This is a genomic window from Pseudorhodoferax sp. Leaf274, assembly GCF_001422445.1.
Taxonomy (GTDB): domain Bacteria; phylum Pseudomonadota; class Gammaproteobacteria; order Burkholderiales; family Burkholderiaceae_C; genus Pseudorhodoferax.
This window is the reverse complement of record NZ_LMNA01000030.1, coordinates 150,628-167,658: the sequence shown is the minus strand read 5'-3', so window position 1 is coordinate 167,658 and position 17,031 is coordinate 150,628. Positions and strand designations below refer to the sequence as shown.

The window sequence follows — 17,031 nt, the reverse complement described above, 5'->3', positions numbered from 1 at the left end:
GCCCCACGCCCAGCAGCCAGCCCAGGAAGCGCGCGACCAGCACGAGCAGTTGCCATAACGCCTGGAGCGCGTCCCACAAATCCATCGGCGCAGCATAGGCCGCGCATGTCAACGCCCCATGTCGGCACCACCGCTCGACGGCGGTGGTACGTGCCGCGACCGCAGGCCCGCCGTGCCCCGGGGCCACGGCATTCGGCTCCATTTCCCTGCCTTTTCGCCGTTGCATGGCACGCGGTAATATGACCCGAATTTGAGCGATTCACCTTATTAAAATGCACGAAAATGACTGCTAATAAGGTCCGCAGGACCCTATGGTCTGCATTGCTGCGCGAATGGCTGCTTCTGGCTGGTGTACTTGCGGTGCTGGCTGGACTGATGGTGTACGCCCTCGTGCGAGAACACCGGCGCGTTGGATTGTCGGAAAGTGTCCGCCTGCAGACGCAGGCACAGGTCGTGGACCACCATGTGCGCCGCCAGCTGGAGAGCGTGGACCAGGCTCTGCGCACCACGCTGGCCGCGGCTGCGCATTGGCCATCGCCGGCCGGCAGCGTGGGCGATGCCGCGCTGCATGCGCTGGTGGATGTCATGCCCGGCGTGCGCACGCTGGCGGTCATGGACAACAAGGGCCGGGTGCTGTCTGCCAACCGGCCCGAACTGCTGGGCCGCAACTACGCCGACCGCGACTTCTTCCGGGCCGCCCGGAGCGCACCGAAGACGGGCATGCTGTCGCTGTCCGCACCGTTCCGCTCCTACCTGGGCAGCGTGGCGCTGAACGTGGCGCGCGCCAGTTTCGCAACCGATGGCAGCGTGCTGCGCGTGGCCAGTGCCACGCTGGACCCGGAATACTTCGGCGGCGTGCTCGGCTCGGTCACCTACGCGCCGGACATGTGGGCCGCCGTGCTGCACGGCCAGGGCCGGCTGTTCCAGGTCGCTCCGCTGACGTCCGCCGACATGCTGGACGACCTCGATGGCGCGGACGGTTTCTGGCAGCAGCACGCGGCAGCCGGCGCGCCGCAGAGCCTGCACCACGACCAGGGCGCAGGCCTCGAGCGGTTGGTGGCCGTGCGCACCGTGCTGTCGCCGCGGGTGCAGGTCGACCAGCCGCTGGTGGTTGCGGTGGGCCGCTCCGAAACCGCGATGTATGCCCCGATCTGGCAGCAGGCGCAGACCTATGGCCTGCTGTTCGCAGCGGTGGCCCTGGCCAGCAGCGTGGGCCTGGGGCTGCTGCAGCGCCGCCGCACCCAGCTGGCGGCATTGCAGCTGGCTGGCCGCGCCGCCCAGCGCGAGAGCGAGGAGCGCGTGGCGCTGGCGCTGCGCGGCGCCGACCTGGGCCTGTGGGAGTGGAACCTGGACAGCGGCCGCATCGTGCTCGACGCGCGCGGCTGCAGCATGCTGGGCCTGACGCCGACGCAGCTGCAGTTGGAGCGCCAGCCCTGGTCCGAGCGGCTGCACCCGGAAGATGCGGCCGGCGTGCTGGCCCATGCCGCCGACCACGCGCAAGGCCGCGCACCGCGCTTCGAGGCTGAGTTCCGCGTGCGGCATGCCGACGGCCACTGGGTCTGGCTGCTGTCGCGCGGCAACCGGATCGACGGCTCGCCGGTCCGCCTGGCGGGCACGCACATGGATGTCACGGCGCGCCAGCAATCGGCCCAGGCCCTGGCGGCGCGCGAGGCCGAACTGCGCGATTTCAAGAGCATGCTGGACGAGACGCTGGACTGCGTGTTCATCCTCGACGCGCAGACGCTGCAGTTCCTCTACGTCAACGAAGGCGCCATCCGCATGAGCGGCTATGGCGAGGCCGAGCTGCTTGCGATGAAGCCGACCGATTTGCTGTGGGACACCACGCCGGCCCAGTACCTGGAGCGCACGCGGCCGCTGGTGGAAGGCCGCATGCCCTCGCAGCTGGTCGAGGTCGTGCACCGGCACCGCGATGGCCACCCGATCCCCGCGGAAGTGTTCCTGCAGTACCTGCCGGCCACCACCGAGCGCCGGCCCCGCTTCCTGGCCGTGGTGCGCGACATCACGGCGCGCCGTGCAGAAACCGCGCTCAAGCTGTCCGAGGCGCGCTTTCGCATGCTCATCGAGAACGCGCCGACGGCCGTCGCCATCCTGCGCGGCGAGCGCTTCGAATACACCAACCAGCGCTTCCTGGAGATGCACGGCTACGGCAGCGGCGACACGCTGGCCGGCAACGACTGGCGCGCGGCGTTCGCGGTCGATGCGCACGCGGCGCTGGCCGCCCCGCAGGCCGCGCCGGCCGGCGCCGGCAAGGCCCACAGCGTGTGCAAGAGCGGCGCGCTGTTGCCCGTGCTGGTGGCCTGCACCGCGGTGGACCTGTCCGACGGACCGGCCACGGTGGTCTTCCTGCAGGACATCTCGGACCTGGAGCGCGCCGAGGCCGAACTCGTGCAGGCGCGCGATGCGGCCGAGCAGGCCAGCCGGGCCAAGGCCGCCTTCGTCGCCAACATGAGCCACGAGGTCCGCACGCCGCTCAACGCCATCCTGGGGCTCGCCTACCTGCTGGAGCACGGCGCGCTGGAGGGCGAGTCGCTGGACCTGGTGCGCAAGATCCACGCCGCCGGGCGCACGCTGCTGGGCACCATCAACCACGTGCTGGACATCTCCAAGATCGAGGCGGGCCGGCTGGAGATCGAGCGCGCGCCGTTCCGGCTCGACGAGGTCATCGACAACGTCGCCACCATCATGGGCGTCAACGCCGGCGACAAGCCGCTGGAGCTGGTGATCTCGCCGCCGCCGCTGGGTGCGGGCCAGCTGATGGGCGATGCGCTGCGGCTGCAGCAGGTGCTGGTGAACCTGACCGCCAACGCCATCAAGTTCACTGACCGCGGCCAGGTGGCCCTGCACACCGCGCTGGAGCGTCGCGACAGCCGGCAGGTGCGGCTGCGCTTCTCGGTGGTCGATTCGGGCATCGGCATCGCGCCGGACAAGGTCGGCGACATCTTCGCGCCCTTCGCCCAGGCCGACACCTCGACCACGCGGCGCTTCGGCGGCACCGGGCTGGGGCTGGCGATCTGCCGGCAGCTGGTGGAACTGATGGGCGGGGAGATCGGCGTGCAGAGCACGCCGGGCCAGGGCAGCACCTTCTGGTTCACGGTGCCGTTCGAGCCGGCGCCGGCCACGCACTTCTCTTCGCCGGCCATGCTGCAGGTGCAGGCGCTCGTGGCCGACGACAACCCGCTCGTGCGCGAGGCCACCGTGGCCACCGCGCGCGGACTGGGCTGGCAGATGGAGGCCGTGGCCTCGGGCCGTGACGCGCTGGAATTCATCGACCGGCGCATCGCCACGCACAGCCTGCCCGACGTCGTGCTGCTGGACTGGCGCATGCCGGGCATGGACGGGCTGGCCGCCGCGCGCGCCATCCGCGCCGCGGTGCCGCCGCACGCCTGCCCCATCGTGATCATGGTGACCGCCCATGCGCGCGGCGCGCTGCTCGCACAGGCCGGCCCCGACTTGGTGGACGCCGTGCTGGACAAGCCGCTCACGAGCTCCAAGCTCTACGACGCGGTGGTGCAAGCCCAGCGCCGCCGCAGCGCCGTGCCGGACGGACCGGCAGCAGGCCGGCCGGTGGCGGAACAGCCCCTGGCCGGCGTGTCCATCCTGGTGGTGGACGACAGCGAGATCAACCGCGAGGTGGCGCAGCGCATCCTGCAGCGTGCCGGTGCCGCCGTGGTGCTGGCCGGCGATGGCCAGCAGGCGCTGGATCGGCTTGGCGACAGCGCCGCCGCCGCCGTGGACATCGTGCTGATGGACGTGCAGATGCCCGTCATGGACGGCATCGAGGCCACCCGCCGCATCCGCAGCCAGCCGCAGCTGGCGCACCTGCCCGTGGTCGCGCTGACGGCGGGCGCCTTCAAGAGCCAGGAGGACGCGGCCTGGGCGGCCGGCATGAACGGGTTCATCGGCAAGCCCTTCGACGTGGCCGAGGCGATCGCCCTGGTCCGGCGCCTGACCGGCCGCGATGGCACGCCCACCAGCGTCGCCGCGCCCGGTGCGCGGCGCGAGGGACCGGGGCTGCCGCAGCTGCCCGGCATCGACCTGGCGCAGGGCCTGCAGATCTGGACCGACGCGCGCGCCTACCGCCGGTTCTTGGCGCGCTTCCTCCACGAGCATGGCGCCAGCGCGCAGGAGATCGGCAAGCTGCTGGCCGCCGGCGCAACCGAACAGGCGGGCGCGCTCGCCCACCGGCTGCGCGGTGGCGCCGCCCACCTGGCGCTGCCGCAAGCCGCCGAGGCCGCGGCCGACATCGAGCAGGCGCTGCAGGCGGGACAGGACGCGGCCGCGGCGCTGCAGCGGCTGGAGCAGGCTCTGGACACGGCCAGCGCCTCGCTGGGCCAGCTCAGCGCGGACCCTGCCTTCGCCGCGCCGCCGGCGGCCACGCAGCCGGCGACCGACGAGCGGCCACAGCCGCTGCTGCAGGCCCTCTTGCACGCACTCGATGCCGACGAACCCGGCCCCGCCGAAGCCCTGGTGGCCGCACTGGGCCGGCACCTGCCGCCAGCCGACGTGCAGGCCCTGCAGGACCTGCTGGACAGCTACGACTTCCGTGGCGGCGAACGCTATGTGCGCCGCCTGCTCGACACCCTTTGAACCGCGCCAAGGAGACCCCATGCTGCGCCGCCGGCCCATCCTGATCGTCGACGACGAACCGGCCAACCTTGCCACGCTGCGCCAGATCCTCGCCGACGAGCATCCGCTGGTGTTCGCCCGCGACGGCGCCGAAGCGCTGGCCGCCGCGCACAAGCACCAGCCGGCGCTGGTGTTGCTGGACATCCGCATGCCCGACATGGACGGCTACGCGCTGTGCCGCCGGCTGAAGGCCGACGCCGCCACGCGCGACACGCCGGTGATCTTCGTGACCACGCTGTCCGAGGTCGGCGACGAGGCCGCCGGCTTTGCGGCCGGCGGCGTGGACTACATCGTCAAGCCGGTGTCGCCGCCGATCGTGCGCGCGCGCGTGCGCACCCACCTGTCGCTGGTGCGCGCCACCGCGCTGGAGAACAGCTACCGCACCGCCATCTTCATGCTGGGCGAGGCCGGCCACTACAACGACAACGACACCGGCGTGCACATCTGGCGCATGGCCGCCTACGCCCGGCTGCTGGCCATGGCCTGGGGCTGGGACCCCGAGCACGCCGCCATGCTGGAACTGGCCGCGCCCATGCACGACACCGGCAAGATCGGGATTCCCCACACCATCCTGTGCAAGCCAGGAAAGCTGGACGAACAGGAGTGGGAAATCATGCGCACGCATCCGCGCATCGGCCACGACATCCTGGTCAAAAGCCGCGCGCCGGTGTTCCAACTGGCGGCAGAGGTGGCGCTCGCCCACCACGAGCGCTGGGACGGTTCGGGCTATCCGCAGCACCTTGCCGGCAAGGACATCCCGGAGTCGGCACGCATCGTGGCCATCGCCGATGTGTTCGACGCGCTCAGCATGCGGCGGCCCTACAAGGAGCCCTGGCCGCTCGAGCGCATCATGCTGGCGCTGCACGAAGGCGCGGGCTCGCACTTCGATCCGGACATGGTGCCGGTGTTCGCCTCCATCCTGCCGCAGGTGCTGGAGGTCAAGCAGCGCTGGGACCAGCGCGAGGCCGACGAGGGCGAGCCCTTCAGCGCGTCCGCGCTGCTGCCGCCTTGAGGCCTGGGTCGTGCATCGGCGCGTCGACCGGATCGGGCATCGCCCGCCTTGCGCAGCCGTGGATGGCCGGCCGCCACCTGGCCAGCGCGGCGCGCAGCCGTGCAAGGCCGCTCAACGCGTCTGCAGGTGCGCCAGCACGCCCTGTGCCGCCACCACGCCGCTGGCCATGCTGGCCGTCAACAGGTAGCCTCCGGTGGGCGCCTCCCAGTCCAGCATCTCGCCTGCGCAGAACACGCCAGGCATGGCCTTGAGCATGAGGTGGGCGTCGAGCGCATCCAGCGCCACACCGCCGGCGGTGCTGATGGCCTCGGCCACCGGCCGCGGCGCCGCCAATGCCAGCGGCACGGCCTTGATGGCCTGCGCCAGCGCGGCGGGGTCGTGCAGCGTGTCGGGCGCCAGCACCTCGTACAGCAGGGCCAGCTTGATGCCGTCGAGCGCCAGCCGGCTCTTGAGGTGGCTGGACAGTGAGCGCGCGCCGCGCGGGTGGCGGCATGCGGCCAGCACCTGCTCGGGCGTGCGGTCGGGCAGCAGGTCCAGCCACAGCCGGGCCTGGCCGTTGCGCGCGATCTCCTCGCGCAGCAGGCTGGACGCGGCATAGACCAGGCTGCCCTCGATGCCGCCCGCGGTGGCCACGAATTCGCCCTTGCGCGTGAACCAGCCGCCCTGCCCGTCGGCGCAGCGCAAGGCCACGGACTTGAAGGGCTGGCCCGCGAAGCGCTCGGCGAAGTGCGCGCTCCAGCCCATGCCGGCCTGCGCGCGTGGCGTGGGTGCAAGGTCGAAGCCGCAGTTGGCCGGCACCAACGGCGTGATGGCCACCTGGCGCGCGGCCAGCAAGGGCACCCACGCGGCGTCCGAGCCCAGGCGCGGCCAGCTGGCGCCGCCCAGGGCCAGCACCGTGGCGGCGGGCCGCGTCTGCACGGGGCCGGAGGGTGCCTCGAAGCCGAGGCGGCCGTCCTCGGTCCAGCCGATCCAGCGGTGCCGCATGTGCAGGCGCACGCCGGCCTCGCGCAGGCGGTGCAGCCAGGCGCGCAACAGCGGTGCTGCCTTCATGTCGGACGGGAACACGCGGCCCGAGCTGCCCACGAAGGTGGCCACGCCCAGGCCCTCGGCCCAATCGCGCACGCCCTGTGCATCGAGCCGCGCGAGCCAGGCCGCCACGGCGCCCTGCTGCGCGCCGTAGCGCGACACGAAGCGCGGCCCGTCTTCGGAATGCGTGAGGTTGAGCCCGCCCTTGCCGGCCAGCAGGAACTTGCGGCCGACCGAGGGCATGGCATCGAACAGGTCGACCGACAGGCCCGCGCGGGCCAGGCATTCGGCCGCCATGAGGCCGGCGGGACCACCACCGACCACGGCGATCTGCGGGGTCGGCTTCATCGCGTCAAGGGTGTGCATGGAGCCTTTGGAATAGCCGTTTTCGCTATGGCGGCTATAGCCTTTGGGGCCCCGCTCGAATACTTGGTTTCTGTCACAATGCCGCGACTTTAGCCGTACCGTATCACCATAAAGGAAGCGAACAATGGCAAACGAATTGATCAAGCATGTGTCCGATGCGAGCTTCGAAGCCGATGTGCTGAAGTCCGCCACGCCCGTGCTCGTGGACTACTGGGCCGAGTGGTGCGGCCCCTGCAAGATGATCGCCCCCATCCTGGACGACGTGGCCACGGGCTACGCCGGCAAGCTGCAGATCGCGAAGATGAACGTCGACGAGAACCGCGACATCCCCGCAAAGTTCGGCATCCGCGGCATCCCCACGCTGATGCTGTTCAAGGGCGGCGAGCTGTCCGCCACCAAGGTCGGCGCGATGAGCAAGGCGCAGCTGACCGCCTTCATCGACCAGCAGCTCGCCTGAGCACCGCACCCACGCCTGCCCGATCCGGTCCTCCACGCACCGGCACCTCGGACAGGCGTTCTTTCCTGTCATAATCCCCCGCAGTTCGCCGCCACCCCCACCAGGGGCAGGTGGTTCGATTCGGTGCCAAGGCGCATGCCGCCTCACCCGCACCACCTCCCCCGCGTAAGCCACCACTGAACTCCCCGACGGAGTCATTCCATGCACTTAAACGAACTCAAGGCTCTGCACGTGTCCGAAGTCCTGCGGCAGGCCGAGGAACTGGAGATCGAGAACACGGGCCGCATGCGCAAGCAGGAGCTGATGTTCGCGATCATCAAGAAGCGCGCGCGTGCCGGCGAGCAGGTGTTCGCCGACGGCGTGCTGGAGATCCTGCCCGATGGCTTCGGCTTCCTGCGCAGCCCCGACACCAGCTACACCGCCAGCACCGACGACATCTACATCAGCCCGAGCCAGGTGCGGCGCTTCAACCTGCACACCGGCGACATGATCGAAGGCGAGGTGCGCACGCCCAAGGACGGCGAACGCTATTTCGCGCTGAACAAGCTGGACAAGGTCAACGGCGGCGGCCCCGAAGAGAACAAGCACAAGGTCATGTTCGAGAACCTGACCCCGCTGTTCCCCAAAGAGCAGATGAAGCTCGAGCGCGACATCAAGGGCGAAGAGAACATCACCGGCCGCATCATCGACATCGTCGCGCCCATCGGCAAAGGCCAGCGCGCCTTGCTGGTCGCCCCGCCCAAGAGCGGCAAGACGGTGATGATGCAGCACATCGCCCACGCCATCGCGGCCAACTACCCCAACAGCTACATGATGGTGCTGCTGGTCGACGAGCGCCCCGAGGAAGTGACCGAGATGCAGCGCTCGGTCAAGGGCGAGGTCATCGCCTCCACCTTCGACGAGCCGGCGGCGCGCCACGTGCACGTGGCCGAGATGGTGATCGAGCGCGCCAAGCGCCTGGTCGAACTCAAGAAGGACGTGGTGATCCTGCTGGATTCCATCACGCGCCTGGCCCGCGCCTACAACAACGTCGTGCCCTCGTCGGGCAAGGTGCTCACGGGCGGCGTGGACTCCAACGCGCTGCAGCGCCCCAAGCGCTTCCTGGGTGCGGCCCGCAATGTCGAAGAAGGCGGCTCGCTGACCATCATCGGCACCGCGCTCGTGGACACCGGCAGCCGCATGGACGAAGTGATCTTCGAAGAGTTCAAGGGCACCGGCAACTGCGAGATCCACCTGGACCGCCGCCTGTACGAGAAGCGCGTGTTCCCATCGCTGCAACTGAACCGCAGCGGCACGCGCCGCGAAGAGCTGCTGCTGGCTCCCGAGATCCTGCAGAAGAGCCGCATCCTGCGCCAGTTCATGTACAACATGGACGAGATCGAGTCGATGGAGCTGATGCTCAAGAACATGCGCGCCACGAAGACCAACAACGAGTTCTTCGACATGATGCGCCGCGGCGGCTGAACGCCCAGCACTCCCCTGCCCGCGGATATGTGATAATCGCGGGCTTTTCGCGGCAAGTATCTCGGCTTTTGATTGCATGAATGGTTCATGCAAGGCACGTGACGGCTGTCGCAGCTGAAACAGAAGGAATCTCCATGAAAGAAGGCATCCACCCGAACTACCGCGAAGTGGTGTTCCAGGACATGTCCAACAACTTCCAGTTCGTCACGCGCTCGTGCGTGAGCACCAAGGAAATGGTCAAGCTGGAAGACGGCCGCGAACTGCCGCTGTTCAAGCTCGACACCTCCAGCGAATCGCACCCCTTCTACACCGGCACGCAAAAGTCGGTGGACAACATGGGTGGCCGCGTGGAGCGCTTCCGCAACCGCTTCGGCAAGACAGCTGCCAAGTAAGCAGCCGCTCGCAAGGCAAGCAGCCCAAGGGCAGCCCGGTTCGACCGCGCTGCCCTTTTTGCTGCCCTCTCCGCTCCCCTCCACTCCGTGAACCAACCCAGCCCAGCCATCGTCGCCCAGAGTTCGGTCCGTCGCCTGCCGCGCTGGCCGTTGCTGCTGCTGTGCGCGGCCTATGTGCTGGCGGGGTTCGTGGGGCGCGATCCGCTCAAGAACACCGACGTCGCCGCCTTCGGCACCATGCTGGAGCTCGTGGCCGGCACCACCTCGTGGTGGGACCCCACGCTGATGGGCCAGCCCGAGCCCGGCGTGCTGCTGCCGTTCTGGCTGGGCGCCGGCGCCATCGCGCTGGCACCTTCCTGGATCGATCCGGCGTTCGCCGCGCGCATCCCGTTCATGGCGTTGCTGGCGGCGGCCCTGGCCTCCACCTGGTACGGCGTGTACTACCTAGCCCGCGCGCCGCGGGCCCAGCCCGTGGCCTTCGCCTTCGGCGGCGAGGCCCGCCCCGCCGACTACGCGCGCGCACTCGCCGATGGCGGCCTGCTGGCGCTGATCGCCTGCCTGGGCCTGGCCCAGCTCTCGCACGAGACCACGCCGGCGCTGGCCCAGCTCGGCTGCTCCGCGCTGGCCTTCTTCGGCCTGGCCGCGCTGCCCTACCGCACCGGCCAGGCGCTGGCCGCGCTGGCCGCCGGCCTGGTCGGGCTGGCCCTGTCCGGCGCCCCCAGCGTGGCGGTGCTGCTGGGGCTGGGTGGCGCCGCCACCTGCCTGGTCGAGCGTGGCGAGGACGACAGCCCGGCCGTGCGCCGCCGGCTGGCGCTGTGGGTGCTGCTGCTGGCGCTGGCCACGGCCGCCCTTTGCGTGGCGCTGGACCTGTGGCGTTGGCGCATTGCCCTGCCGGCCGCGCAGTGGAGCACCTGGCGCAGCCTGGGCCGCCTGCTGCTGTGGTTCACCTGGCCGGTCTGGCCGCTGGCGCTGTGGACGCTGTGGCGCTGGCGCGGCCAGTTGCTCGGCGGGCGGCCGGAGCGGCATTTCGCGATCCCGCTGTGGTTCCTGCTGGTACTGCTGGGCGGCACGCTGGTGGCCCCGCCGTCCGACCGCGCGCTGCTGCTGGGCCTGCCGGCCATGGCCGCCCTGGCCGCCTTCGCGTTGCCGACATTCGGCCGCAGCATGGCGGCGCTGATCGACTGGTTCACGCTGCTGTTCTTCTCGAGCTGCGCGATCACCATCTGGGTCATCTGGATCTCGCTGCAGACCGGCGTGCCGGCCAAGCCTGCCGCCAATGTGTTCAAGCTCGCGCCGGGCTTCGAGCCGCTGTTCTCGCTGCCCGCCTTCGTGCTGGCGCTGGCCGCCACCGGCGTCTGGATCTGGCTGGTGCGCTGGCGCGTCGGCCGCCACCCGGCCGCCATCTGGAAGAGCCTGGTGCTGCCGGCCGGCGGCACGGCGCTGTGCTGGTTCCTGCTCATGACGCTGGGCATGCCCACGCTCAACTACGCGCGCAGCTACGCGCCGCTGGTGCGCCTGGTGCAGGCGCAGATGAAGGGGCCCCAGGGCTGCGTGGAGATCCACGGCTTCACGCGCGCGCAGATCGCGGCGTTCCGCTTCCACGGCGGCATGGACCTGCGGCCGGCCTCGGACCAGCCCTCGGACTGCCCCTGGCTGCTGGTGCACTCGGACGCGGTGTCCACGGTGCGCGACACGGTCGGCACCCAGCCCTGGACGCTGGTCGCCTCCGTGCGCCGCCCGGCCGACAAGGACGAAGACATGCTGCTGTTCCGGCGCTGAGAACGTGCCCGCGTTCCAGTCGCCAGAGTTCTCGCGCATCGCACGGCACGCCGGCACCATCCTGGTCGGCCAACTGGCCGTGATGGCCTTCGGCGTGACCGACACGCTGGTGGCCGGCCGCCATTCCGACGCCGCGCTGGCCGCGCTGTCGGTCGGCTCGGCGCTGTACATCAGCGTCTATGTCGGCCTGATGGGCGTGCTGCAGGCCTTGCTGCCCATCTGGGCCGAGCTGCGCGGCGGTGGCCGCGCCGCCGAGATCGGCCGCTCGGTGCGCCAGTCGCTCTACCTCGCCGGCGCCTGCGCCGCGCTGGGCTGCTGCGCGCTGCTGGCACCGGCCCCCCTGCTGCGCTGGGCCGATGTGCCGCCCGCCATGCGCGTCGAGGTGCAGGACTACCTGGCCGTGCTGGCCATGGCGCTGCCACCGGCGCTGCTGTTCAGGCTCTACAGCACGCTGAACCAGGCGCTGGCCCGGCCGCTGTTCGTGACCTGGCTGCAGGTCATCGGCCTCGTGATCAAGGTGCCGCTGTCGGTCTGGTTCACCTTCGGCGGCGCCGGCCTGCCGGCGGGCGGCGCGGTCGGCTGCGCCTGGGCCACGCTGGTCGTCAACTACGCCATGCTGGCCGTCGCCTGGTGGATGCTGCACAGCCAGCCGCTGTACGCCGAACTCGCGATCCGCGGCCGCATCGAGGCACCCGACTGGCAGCGCCTGGCCGAATTCCTGCGGCTCGGCGTACCGGCCGGCCTGGCCGTGCTGGTCGAGGTCACCTCGTTCACGCTGATGGCGCTCATGATCGCGCGGCTGGGCACGGTCGCGTCGGCCGGCCACCAGATCGCCGCCAGCATGACGGCCGTGCTGTACATGGTGCCGCTGTCGCTGGGCCTGGCGACCAGCGCGCGCGTGAGCTGGTGGCTCGGCCAGGACGACCCGGCCCGCGCGCGTGCCAGCCTGCGCACCGGCCTGGCGCTGGCCGCCGGCATGGGGCTGTTGCTGGCCGGCACGGTGGCGCTGCTGCGCGGCCCGATCGCCGGGCTCTACGCAGGCAGCCCGGCCGTGGCCGCGGTGGCCGCCGGCCTGCTGGGCTGGGTGGCCCTGTACCACCTGGCCGATGCCGTGCAGGCGGTCTGCGTGTTCGTGCTGCGCAGCTACCGCGTGACGCTGGTGCCGCTGCTGGTGTATGGCGTGCTGCTGTGGGGCGTGGGGCTCTACGGCGGCCAGCTGCTGGCCTACCGCGGCATCGGCCCGTGGCCGGCGTTGCAATCGCCGGCGGCGTTCTGGATGGCGGGTGCCGCGGCCCTCGGAACCACGGCGGCCGTGTTCCTCGTGCTGCTCTGGCGCCTCACGCGTTCGCGCTGACGGGCGCGTCCGCCCGCACGCGGCTGGCCGGGAACACGATGGCGAAGCGCGAGCCCTTGCCCAGCGTGGACTGGATGCGCAGTTCCGCCCCGTGGCGCTGCACCACGTGCTTGACGATGGCCAGCCCCAGGCCGGTTCCCCCGGTCTCGCGCGAACGGCTGCGGTCCACGCGGTAGAAGCGCTCGGTCAGGCGCGGCAGGTGTTCGGGGGCCACGCCGGGGCCGGTGTCTTCCACCGCGAATTCCAGCTGGCCGGCGGACAGCGCCTGCCAGGCCACTGTCACGCTGCCGCCGGCCGGCGTGTAGCGCACCGCATTGCTCACGAGGTTGGACAGCGCGCTCATGAGCTCGGTGCGCGAGCCCGCCAGCGCCAGTGCCGGCGGCGGCACGAATGCCAGGGCATGCGGTGCGCCCTGGCCCGCAGTCAGCAGCGCCGACAGGGCCTGCGCCTCGTCCTCGCAGTCGTCGCTGAGATCGCCCAGCCGCGTCCATTCGCTGCGGCCCGGCGGCGGGCTGCCCTCGATGCGCGACAGCGTCAGCAGGTCGTTGACCAGGGTCTGCATGCGCGATGCCTGCTGCGCCATGAGCTCCAGGTAGCGCGCCCGCTCGTCCTCCTGCAGCGGCAGCGACTGCAGCGTCTCGACGAAGCCGGTCAGCACCGTCAGCGGCGTGCGGATCTCGTGCGAGACGTTGGCCACGAAATCGCGCCGCATGGCCTCGGCCTGCTCCAGCGCCGTGACGTCGTTGGACAGCATCAGCCGCCGGCCTTCGCCATAGAAATGCAGGCGCACGGCCAGCCTGACCGGCCGGCCGGCGCTGTCGCCACTGCCGGTGACGATGGCATTGCGCTTGGGGTCGGGGTTCGCGTAGTAGCTCGTGAAGGCCGGATCGCGCACTAGGTTGCCGATCAACTGCTCGTGGTCGCGCTCCACGTCGATGCCGAAGTGCGATGCCGCCGTCGGATTGCACCAGTTGATGCGGCCCTCGGCGTCCAGCAGCATCACGCCGTTGGACGAGGCCTGGATCGCTTCCAGGAACTCCTGCAGCCGGCGTTCGCTGGCCTGCAGGCGGCGCTCGCCGGTGCGCTGCAGGCGGCGCAGCCGGTCCGCCAGCTCGCCCCACAGGCCGCCCATGCGCGGCAGCGCCAGCGTCTCGTCCTCGCGCAGGCCGCGCAGCACGCGCACCGCGCGCAGCGCATCGACCAGCCACCAGGCCGTGGCCGCCAGCAGCAGCCCGGCGCAGGCGGCGGGCCAGCCGCGCAGCCACCAGCCGGCGGCGGCACCGGCCACCAGGAAGACGACGAAACTCGTGAAACGCAACCACATGCGGGCGATTGTCGCGGCAGCCCGCGCGGGCGAAATCTCAGGAAGCGGAGGCGGAAGTCGAAGGCGCCTGCGCCGCGCGCGTGGCGCGCGGCACCGCCGGAACGGCCGCCGGTTGCGACGTGATGCGGTAGCCCGCACCGCGCACCGTCTCGACCATGGGGCCCGCCGCGCCCAGCGCCTCGCGCAGGCGCTTGACGTGCACGTCCACCGTGCGTTCCTCGATGAACACGTGGTCGCCCCAGACGCGGTCGAGCAGCTGCGAGCGGCTGTGCACGCGCTCGGCGTGCTGCATGAGGTAGTGCAGCAGCTTGAACTCGGTCGGGCCCATCTTGAGCGGCTGGCCCTCGAAGCTCACGCGGTGCGTGGACGCGTCCAGCAGCAGGCCGGCAATCTGCACGGCACCGCCTGCCTGCTCTGGCGCACGCCGGCGCAGCACGGCACGGATGCGCGCCAGCAACTCCTTGGTGGAGAACGGCTTGGCGATGTAGTCGTCGGCCCCGGCATCCAGCCCGGCCACGCGGTCGTGCTCGTCGCCGCGCGCGGTCAGCATGATGATGGGCACGGCCTTGGTGCGTGGGTCGGCACGCCATTTGCGCGCCAGCGACAGGCCGCTCTCGCCCGGCAGCATCCAGTCGAGCAGGATCACGTCGGGCAGCACCGCGTCGAGCTCGACCTGTGCGGTCACGCTATCCATGGCCCAGGTCGGCTGGAAGCCGCTGTGCCGCAGGTTTACGGCCAGCAGTTCGGCGATCGCGGGTTCGTCCTCGACGATCAGGACGCGCGGCATGTGCTTCATTGGACGGCGGACTCGACCTGTTCCATGCTGGCATGGCGCACGTCGGCTCCCTTGACGATGTAGATGATGAACTCGGCGATGTTCTTCGCGTGGTCGCCGATGCGCTCGATGGCCTTGGCCAGGAACAGCAGGTCCAGGCTGGCGGAGATGGTGCGCGGGTCTTCCATCATGTAGGTGATGAGCTTGCGCACGAAGCCGTCGAACTCGCGGTCGATCAGGTCGTCCTCCTTGAGGATGCTGACGGCAGCGGCCGTGTCCAGCCGCGCGAACGCGTCCAGCGCCTTGCGCAGCAGCCCCGATGCCAGGTCGGCCGAGACGCGCAGGTCCAGCGTCGGCAGCTGGCGCGCCGAGCCGCTCTGGGCGATGGACTTGGCCATGCGCGCGATCTTGGCCGACTCGTCGCCCACGCGTTCCAGGTTCGCGGTGGTCTTGGAGATCGCCAGCAGCAGGCGCAGGTCGCGTGCCGTGGGCTGGCGCCGGCCGATGATGGAGGCCAGCTCGCGGTCGATCTCCACCTCCATGGCGTTGACCTGCTGCTCGGCGGCCTCGACCTCGTCCGCCACCTCGGTGCTGAACTGCGCCAGCGCGTAGATCGCCTTGCGGATCTGCGACTCGACGAGGCCGCCGAGTTCCATGACGCGGCTGGACACGTTGTTCAGCTCCGCGTCGAACTGGGTCGAAAGATGTTTGTCCGACATGTTGTGTTCCCTCTTGGACCGATGATCCGGATCAGCCGAAGCGGCCGGTGATGTAGTCCTCGGTCTCCTTGCGCTTGGGCTTGAAGAACAGCTGCTCGGTGGCGCCGAACTCCATCAGGTCGCCCAGGTACATGTAGGCCGTGTAGTCGCTGCAGCGGGCGGCCTGCTGCATGTTGTGGGTCACGATCACCACCGTGTATTCGGTCTTCAATTCGGTGATCAGTTCCTCGATCTTGGAGGTCGAGATCGGGTCCAGGGCCGAGCAGGGCTCGTCCAGCAGCAGCACCTCGGGCTTGATGGCGATGCCGCGGGCGATGCACAGGCGCTGCTGCTGGCCGCCCGACAGGCCGGAGCCGCTCTGGTTCAGCTTGTCCTTCACCTCGGTCCACAGCGCGGCCTTGCGCAGCGCCCATTCCACGCGCTCTTCCATGTCGGTGGCCGAGAGGTTCTCGAACAGCTTCACGCCGAAGGCGATGTTGTCGTAGATCGACATCGGGAACGGCGTGGGCTTCTGGAACACCATGCCGACCTTGGCACGCACCAGGGCCACGTCCTGCTTGCTCTCCAGCAGGTTCTCGCCGTCCAGGATGATCTGGCCTTCAGCGCGCTGCTCGGGATAGAGCTCGAACATGCGGTTGAAGGTGCGCAGCAGCGTGGACTTGCCGCAGCCGGACGGGCCGATGAAGGCGGTGACCTTCTTCTCGGGAATCTCCAGGTTGATGCCCTTCAAGGCGTGGAACTTGCCGTAGTAGAAGTTCAGGTCCTTGACGGCGATCTTGGCGCGTTCGGCCACCGGGGCGGCAATGCTTGCGGACATATCGGTTCTCACTTTGGAATTCGTTTTACTGCTTGGAGCGCGTCAGCACGCGGGCCAGGATGTTCAGGCCCAGCACGGCCACCGTGATCAGGAACACGCCGGCCCAGGCCAGTTGCTGCCAGTTCTCGTACGGGCTCATCGCGAACTTGAAGATCGTCACCGGCAGGCTGGCCATCGGCTCGCCCATGCTGGAAGTCCAGAACTGGTTGTTCAACGCGGTGAACAGCAGCGGTGCGGTCTCGCCGGCGATGCGGGCCACGGCCAGCAGGATGCCGGTCACGACGCCGGCGCGGGCGGCGCGCAGCGTGATGGCCATGATCACCTTCCACTTGGGCGTGCCCAGTGCGTAGGCGGCTTCGCGCAGGCCCGGCGGCACCAGCTGCAGCATGTTCTCGGTGGTGCGGATCACCACCGGGATCACGATCAGCGCCAGCGCGATGGCGCCGGCGATGCCCGAGAAGGCCCGCATCTGCGTGACCACCACGGCATACACGAACAGGCCGATCACGATGGACGGGGCCGACAGCAGGATGTCGTTGACGAAGCGCGTCACCGAGGCCAGCCAGCCCTTGGGCTCGTACTCGGCCAGGTAGATGCCGGCCAGGATGCCGATGGGCGTGCCCACGCAGGTGGCCACCAGCACCATCAGGAACGATCCGTACAGTGCGTTGGCGATGCCGCCCGCCTCGTTGGGCGGCGGCGTCATCTCGGTGAACGTGGCGATCGCCAGGCCGCCGAGCCCCAGGCGGATGGTTTCCCATAGGATCCAGACCAGCCAGAACACGCCGAAGGCCATGGCCGCCAGCGACAGGGCCAGTGCGACCTGGTTGACGCGCTTGCGGCTGGCGTACTTGGCCGCCTTGCCGGCTTCGTAGGCGGCCTTGTTGACTAGCATTTGA

The 17,031-nt window shown here is 70.1% G+C and carries 13 protein-coding genes; 7 read left to right on the top strand and 6 right to left on the bottom strand.

Translation table 11 applies throughout. The features are described 5' to 3' along the window. Positions 1-414 precede the first annotated feature (414 nt). Positions 415-4,608, top strand: coding sequence for a response regulator (locus tag ASF44_RS27595; RefSeq protein WP_056902477.1), 4,194 nt, complete (start codon positions 415-417; stop codon positions 4,606-4,608). Between the two features lie 19 nt (positions 4,609-4,627). Beyond that, positions 4,628-5,659, top strand: a complete 1,032-nt coding sequence (locus tag ASF44_RS27590) for an HD domain-containing phosphohydrolase (RefSeq protein WP_200930669.1) — start codon at positions 4,628-4,630, stop codon at positions 5,657-5,659. Between the two features lie 111 nt (positions 5,660-5,770). Here ASF44_RS27590 and ASF44_RS27585 read toward each other — a convergent pair whose 3' ends face one another. After that, the gene (locus ASF44_RS27585; RefSeq protein ID WP_056902476.1) at positions 5,771-7,051 is read right to left on the bottom strand and encodes a TIGR03862 family flavoprotein; all 1,281 of its coding nucleotides are present in this window, start codon (positions 7,049-7,051) and stop codon (positions 5,771-5,773) included. 124 nt (positions 7,052-7,175) lie between these two features. Between ASF44_RS27585 and trxA the strand changes: the two genes are divergently transcribed. The 5 genes from trxA to ASF44_RS27560 all read left to right on the top strand — a co-directional run bounded on the left by trxA (position 7,176) and on the right by ASF44_RS27560 (position 12,497). Then, complete coding sequence (gene trxA / locus ASF44_RS27580) at positions 7,176-7,508, top strand: thioredoxin TrxA (RefSeq protein WP_056673284.1); 333 nt, start codon at positions 7,176-7,178, stop codon at positions 7,506-7,508. A 201-nt stretch (positions 7,509-7,709) separates the two neighbouring features. Continuing rightward, positions 7,710-8,972 carry a transcription termination factor Rho gene (gene rho, locus ASF44_RS27575; protein ID WP_056902475.1) on the top strand — a complete coding sequence of 421 codons (1,263 nt, stop codon included), beginning with the start codon at positions 7,710-7,712 and terminating at the stop codon, positions 8,970-8,972. Positions 8,973-9,106: 134 nt separating this feature from the next. Then, complete coding sequence (locus ASF44_RS27570; RefSeq protein ID WP_056902474.1) at positions 9,107-9,364, top strand: type B 50S ribosomal protein L31; 258 nt, start codon at positions 9,107-9,109, stop codon at positions 9,362-9,364. A gap of 87 nt (positions 9,365-9,451) precedes the next feature. Further along, complete coding sequence (locus ASF44_RS27565; protein ID WP_056902473.1) at positions 9,452-11,143, top strand: hypothetical protein; 1,692 nt, start codon at positions 9,452-9,454, stop codon at positions 11,141-11,143. A 4-nt stretch (positions 11,144-11,147) separates the two neighbouring features. Next, positions 11,148-12,497, top strand: coding sequence for an MATE family efflux transporter (locus ASF44_RS27560; protein WP_056902472.1), 1,350 nt, complete (start codon positions 11,148-11,150; stop codon positions 12,495-12,497). Here the strand turns inward: ASF44_RS27560 and phoR are convergent. Genes phoR through pstA form a run of 5 tightly spaced genes read right to left on the bottom strand, consistent with a single transcriptional unit; the run spans position 12,481 to position 17,027 of the window. Beyond that, on the bottom strand, positions 12,481-13,821 hold the full coding sequence (gene phoR, locus ASF44_RS27555) for a phosphate regulon sensor histidine kinase PhoR (protein WP_056902471.1): 1,341 nt from the start codon (positions 13,819-13,821) through the stop codon (positions 12,481-12,483). The genes ASF44_RS27560 and phoR overlap by 17 nt on opposite strands. A gap of 37 nt (positions 13,822-13,858) precedes the next feature. Continuing rightward, positions 13,859-14,617 (bottom strand): phosphate regulon transcriptional regulator PhoB, encoded by a 759-nt coding sequence (gene phoB / locus ASF44_RS27550; RefSeq protein ID WP_056902470.1) that lies wholly within the window; start codon positions 14,615-14,617, stop codon positions 13,859-13,861. Beyond that, positions 14,614-15,315 (bottom strand): phosphate signaling complex protein PhoU, encoded by a 702-nt coding sequence (phoU, locus tag ASF44_RS27545; protein ID WP_056673305.1) that lies wholly within the window; start codon positions 15,313-15,315, stop codon positions 14,614-14,616. Before phoU ends, phoB begins: the two co-directional genes overlap by 4 nt. Before the next feature lie 31 nt (positions 15,316-15,346). Continuing rightward, on the bottom strand, positions 15,347-16,132 hold the full coding sequence (gene pstB / locus ASF44_RS27540; RefSeq protein ID WP_056902469.1) for a phosphate ABC transporter ATP-binding protein PstB: 786 nt from the start codon (positions 16,130-16,132) through the stop codon (positions 15,347-15,349). A gap of 25 nt (positions 16,133-16,157) precedes the next feature. Then, complete coding sequence (gene pstA / locus ASF44_RS27535; RefSeq protein ID WP_056902468.1) at positions 16,158-17,027, bottom strand: phosphate ABC transporter permease PstA; 870 nt, start codon at positions 17,025-17,027, stop codon at positions 16,158-16,160. Positions 17,028-17,031: the final 4 nt, after the last annotated feature.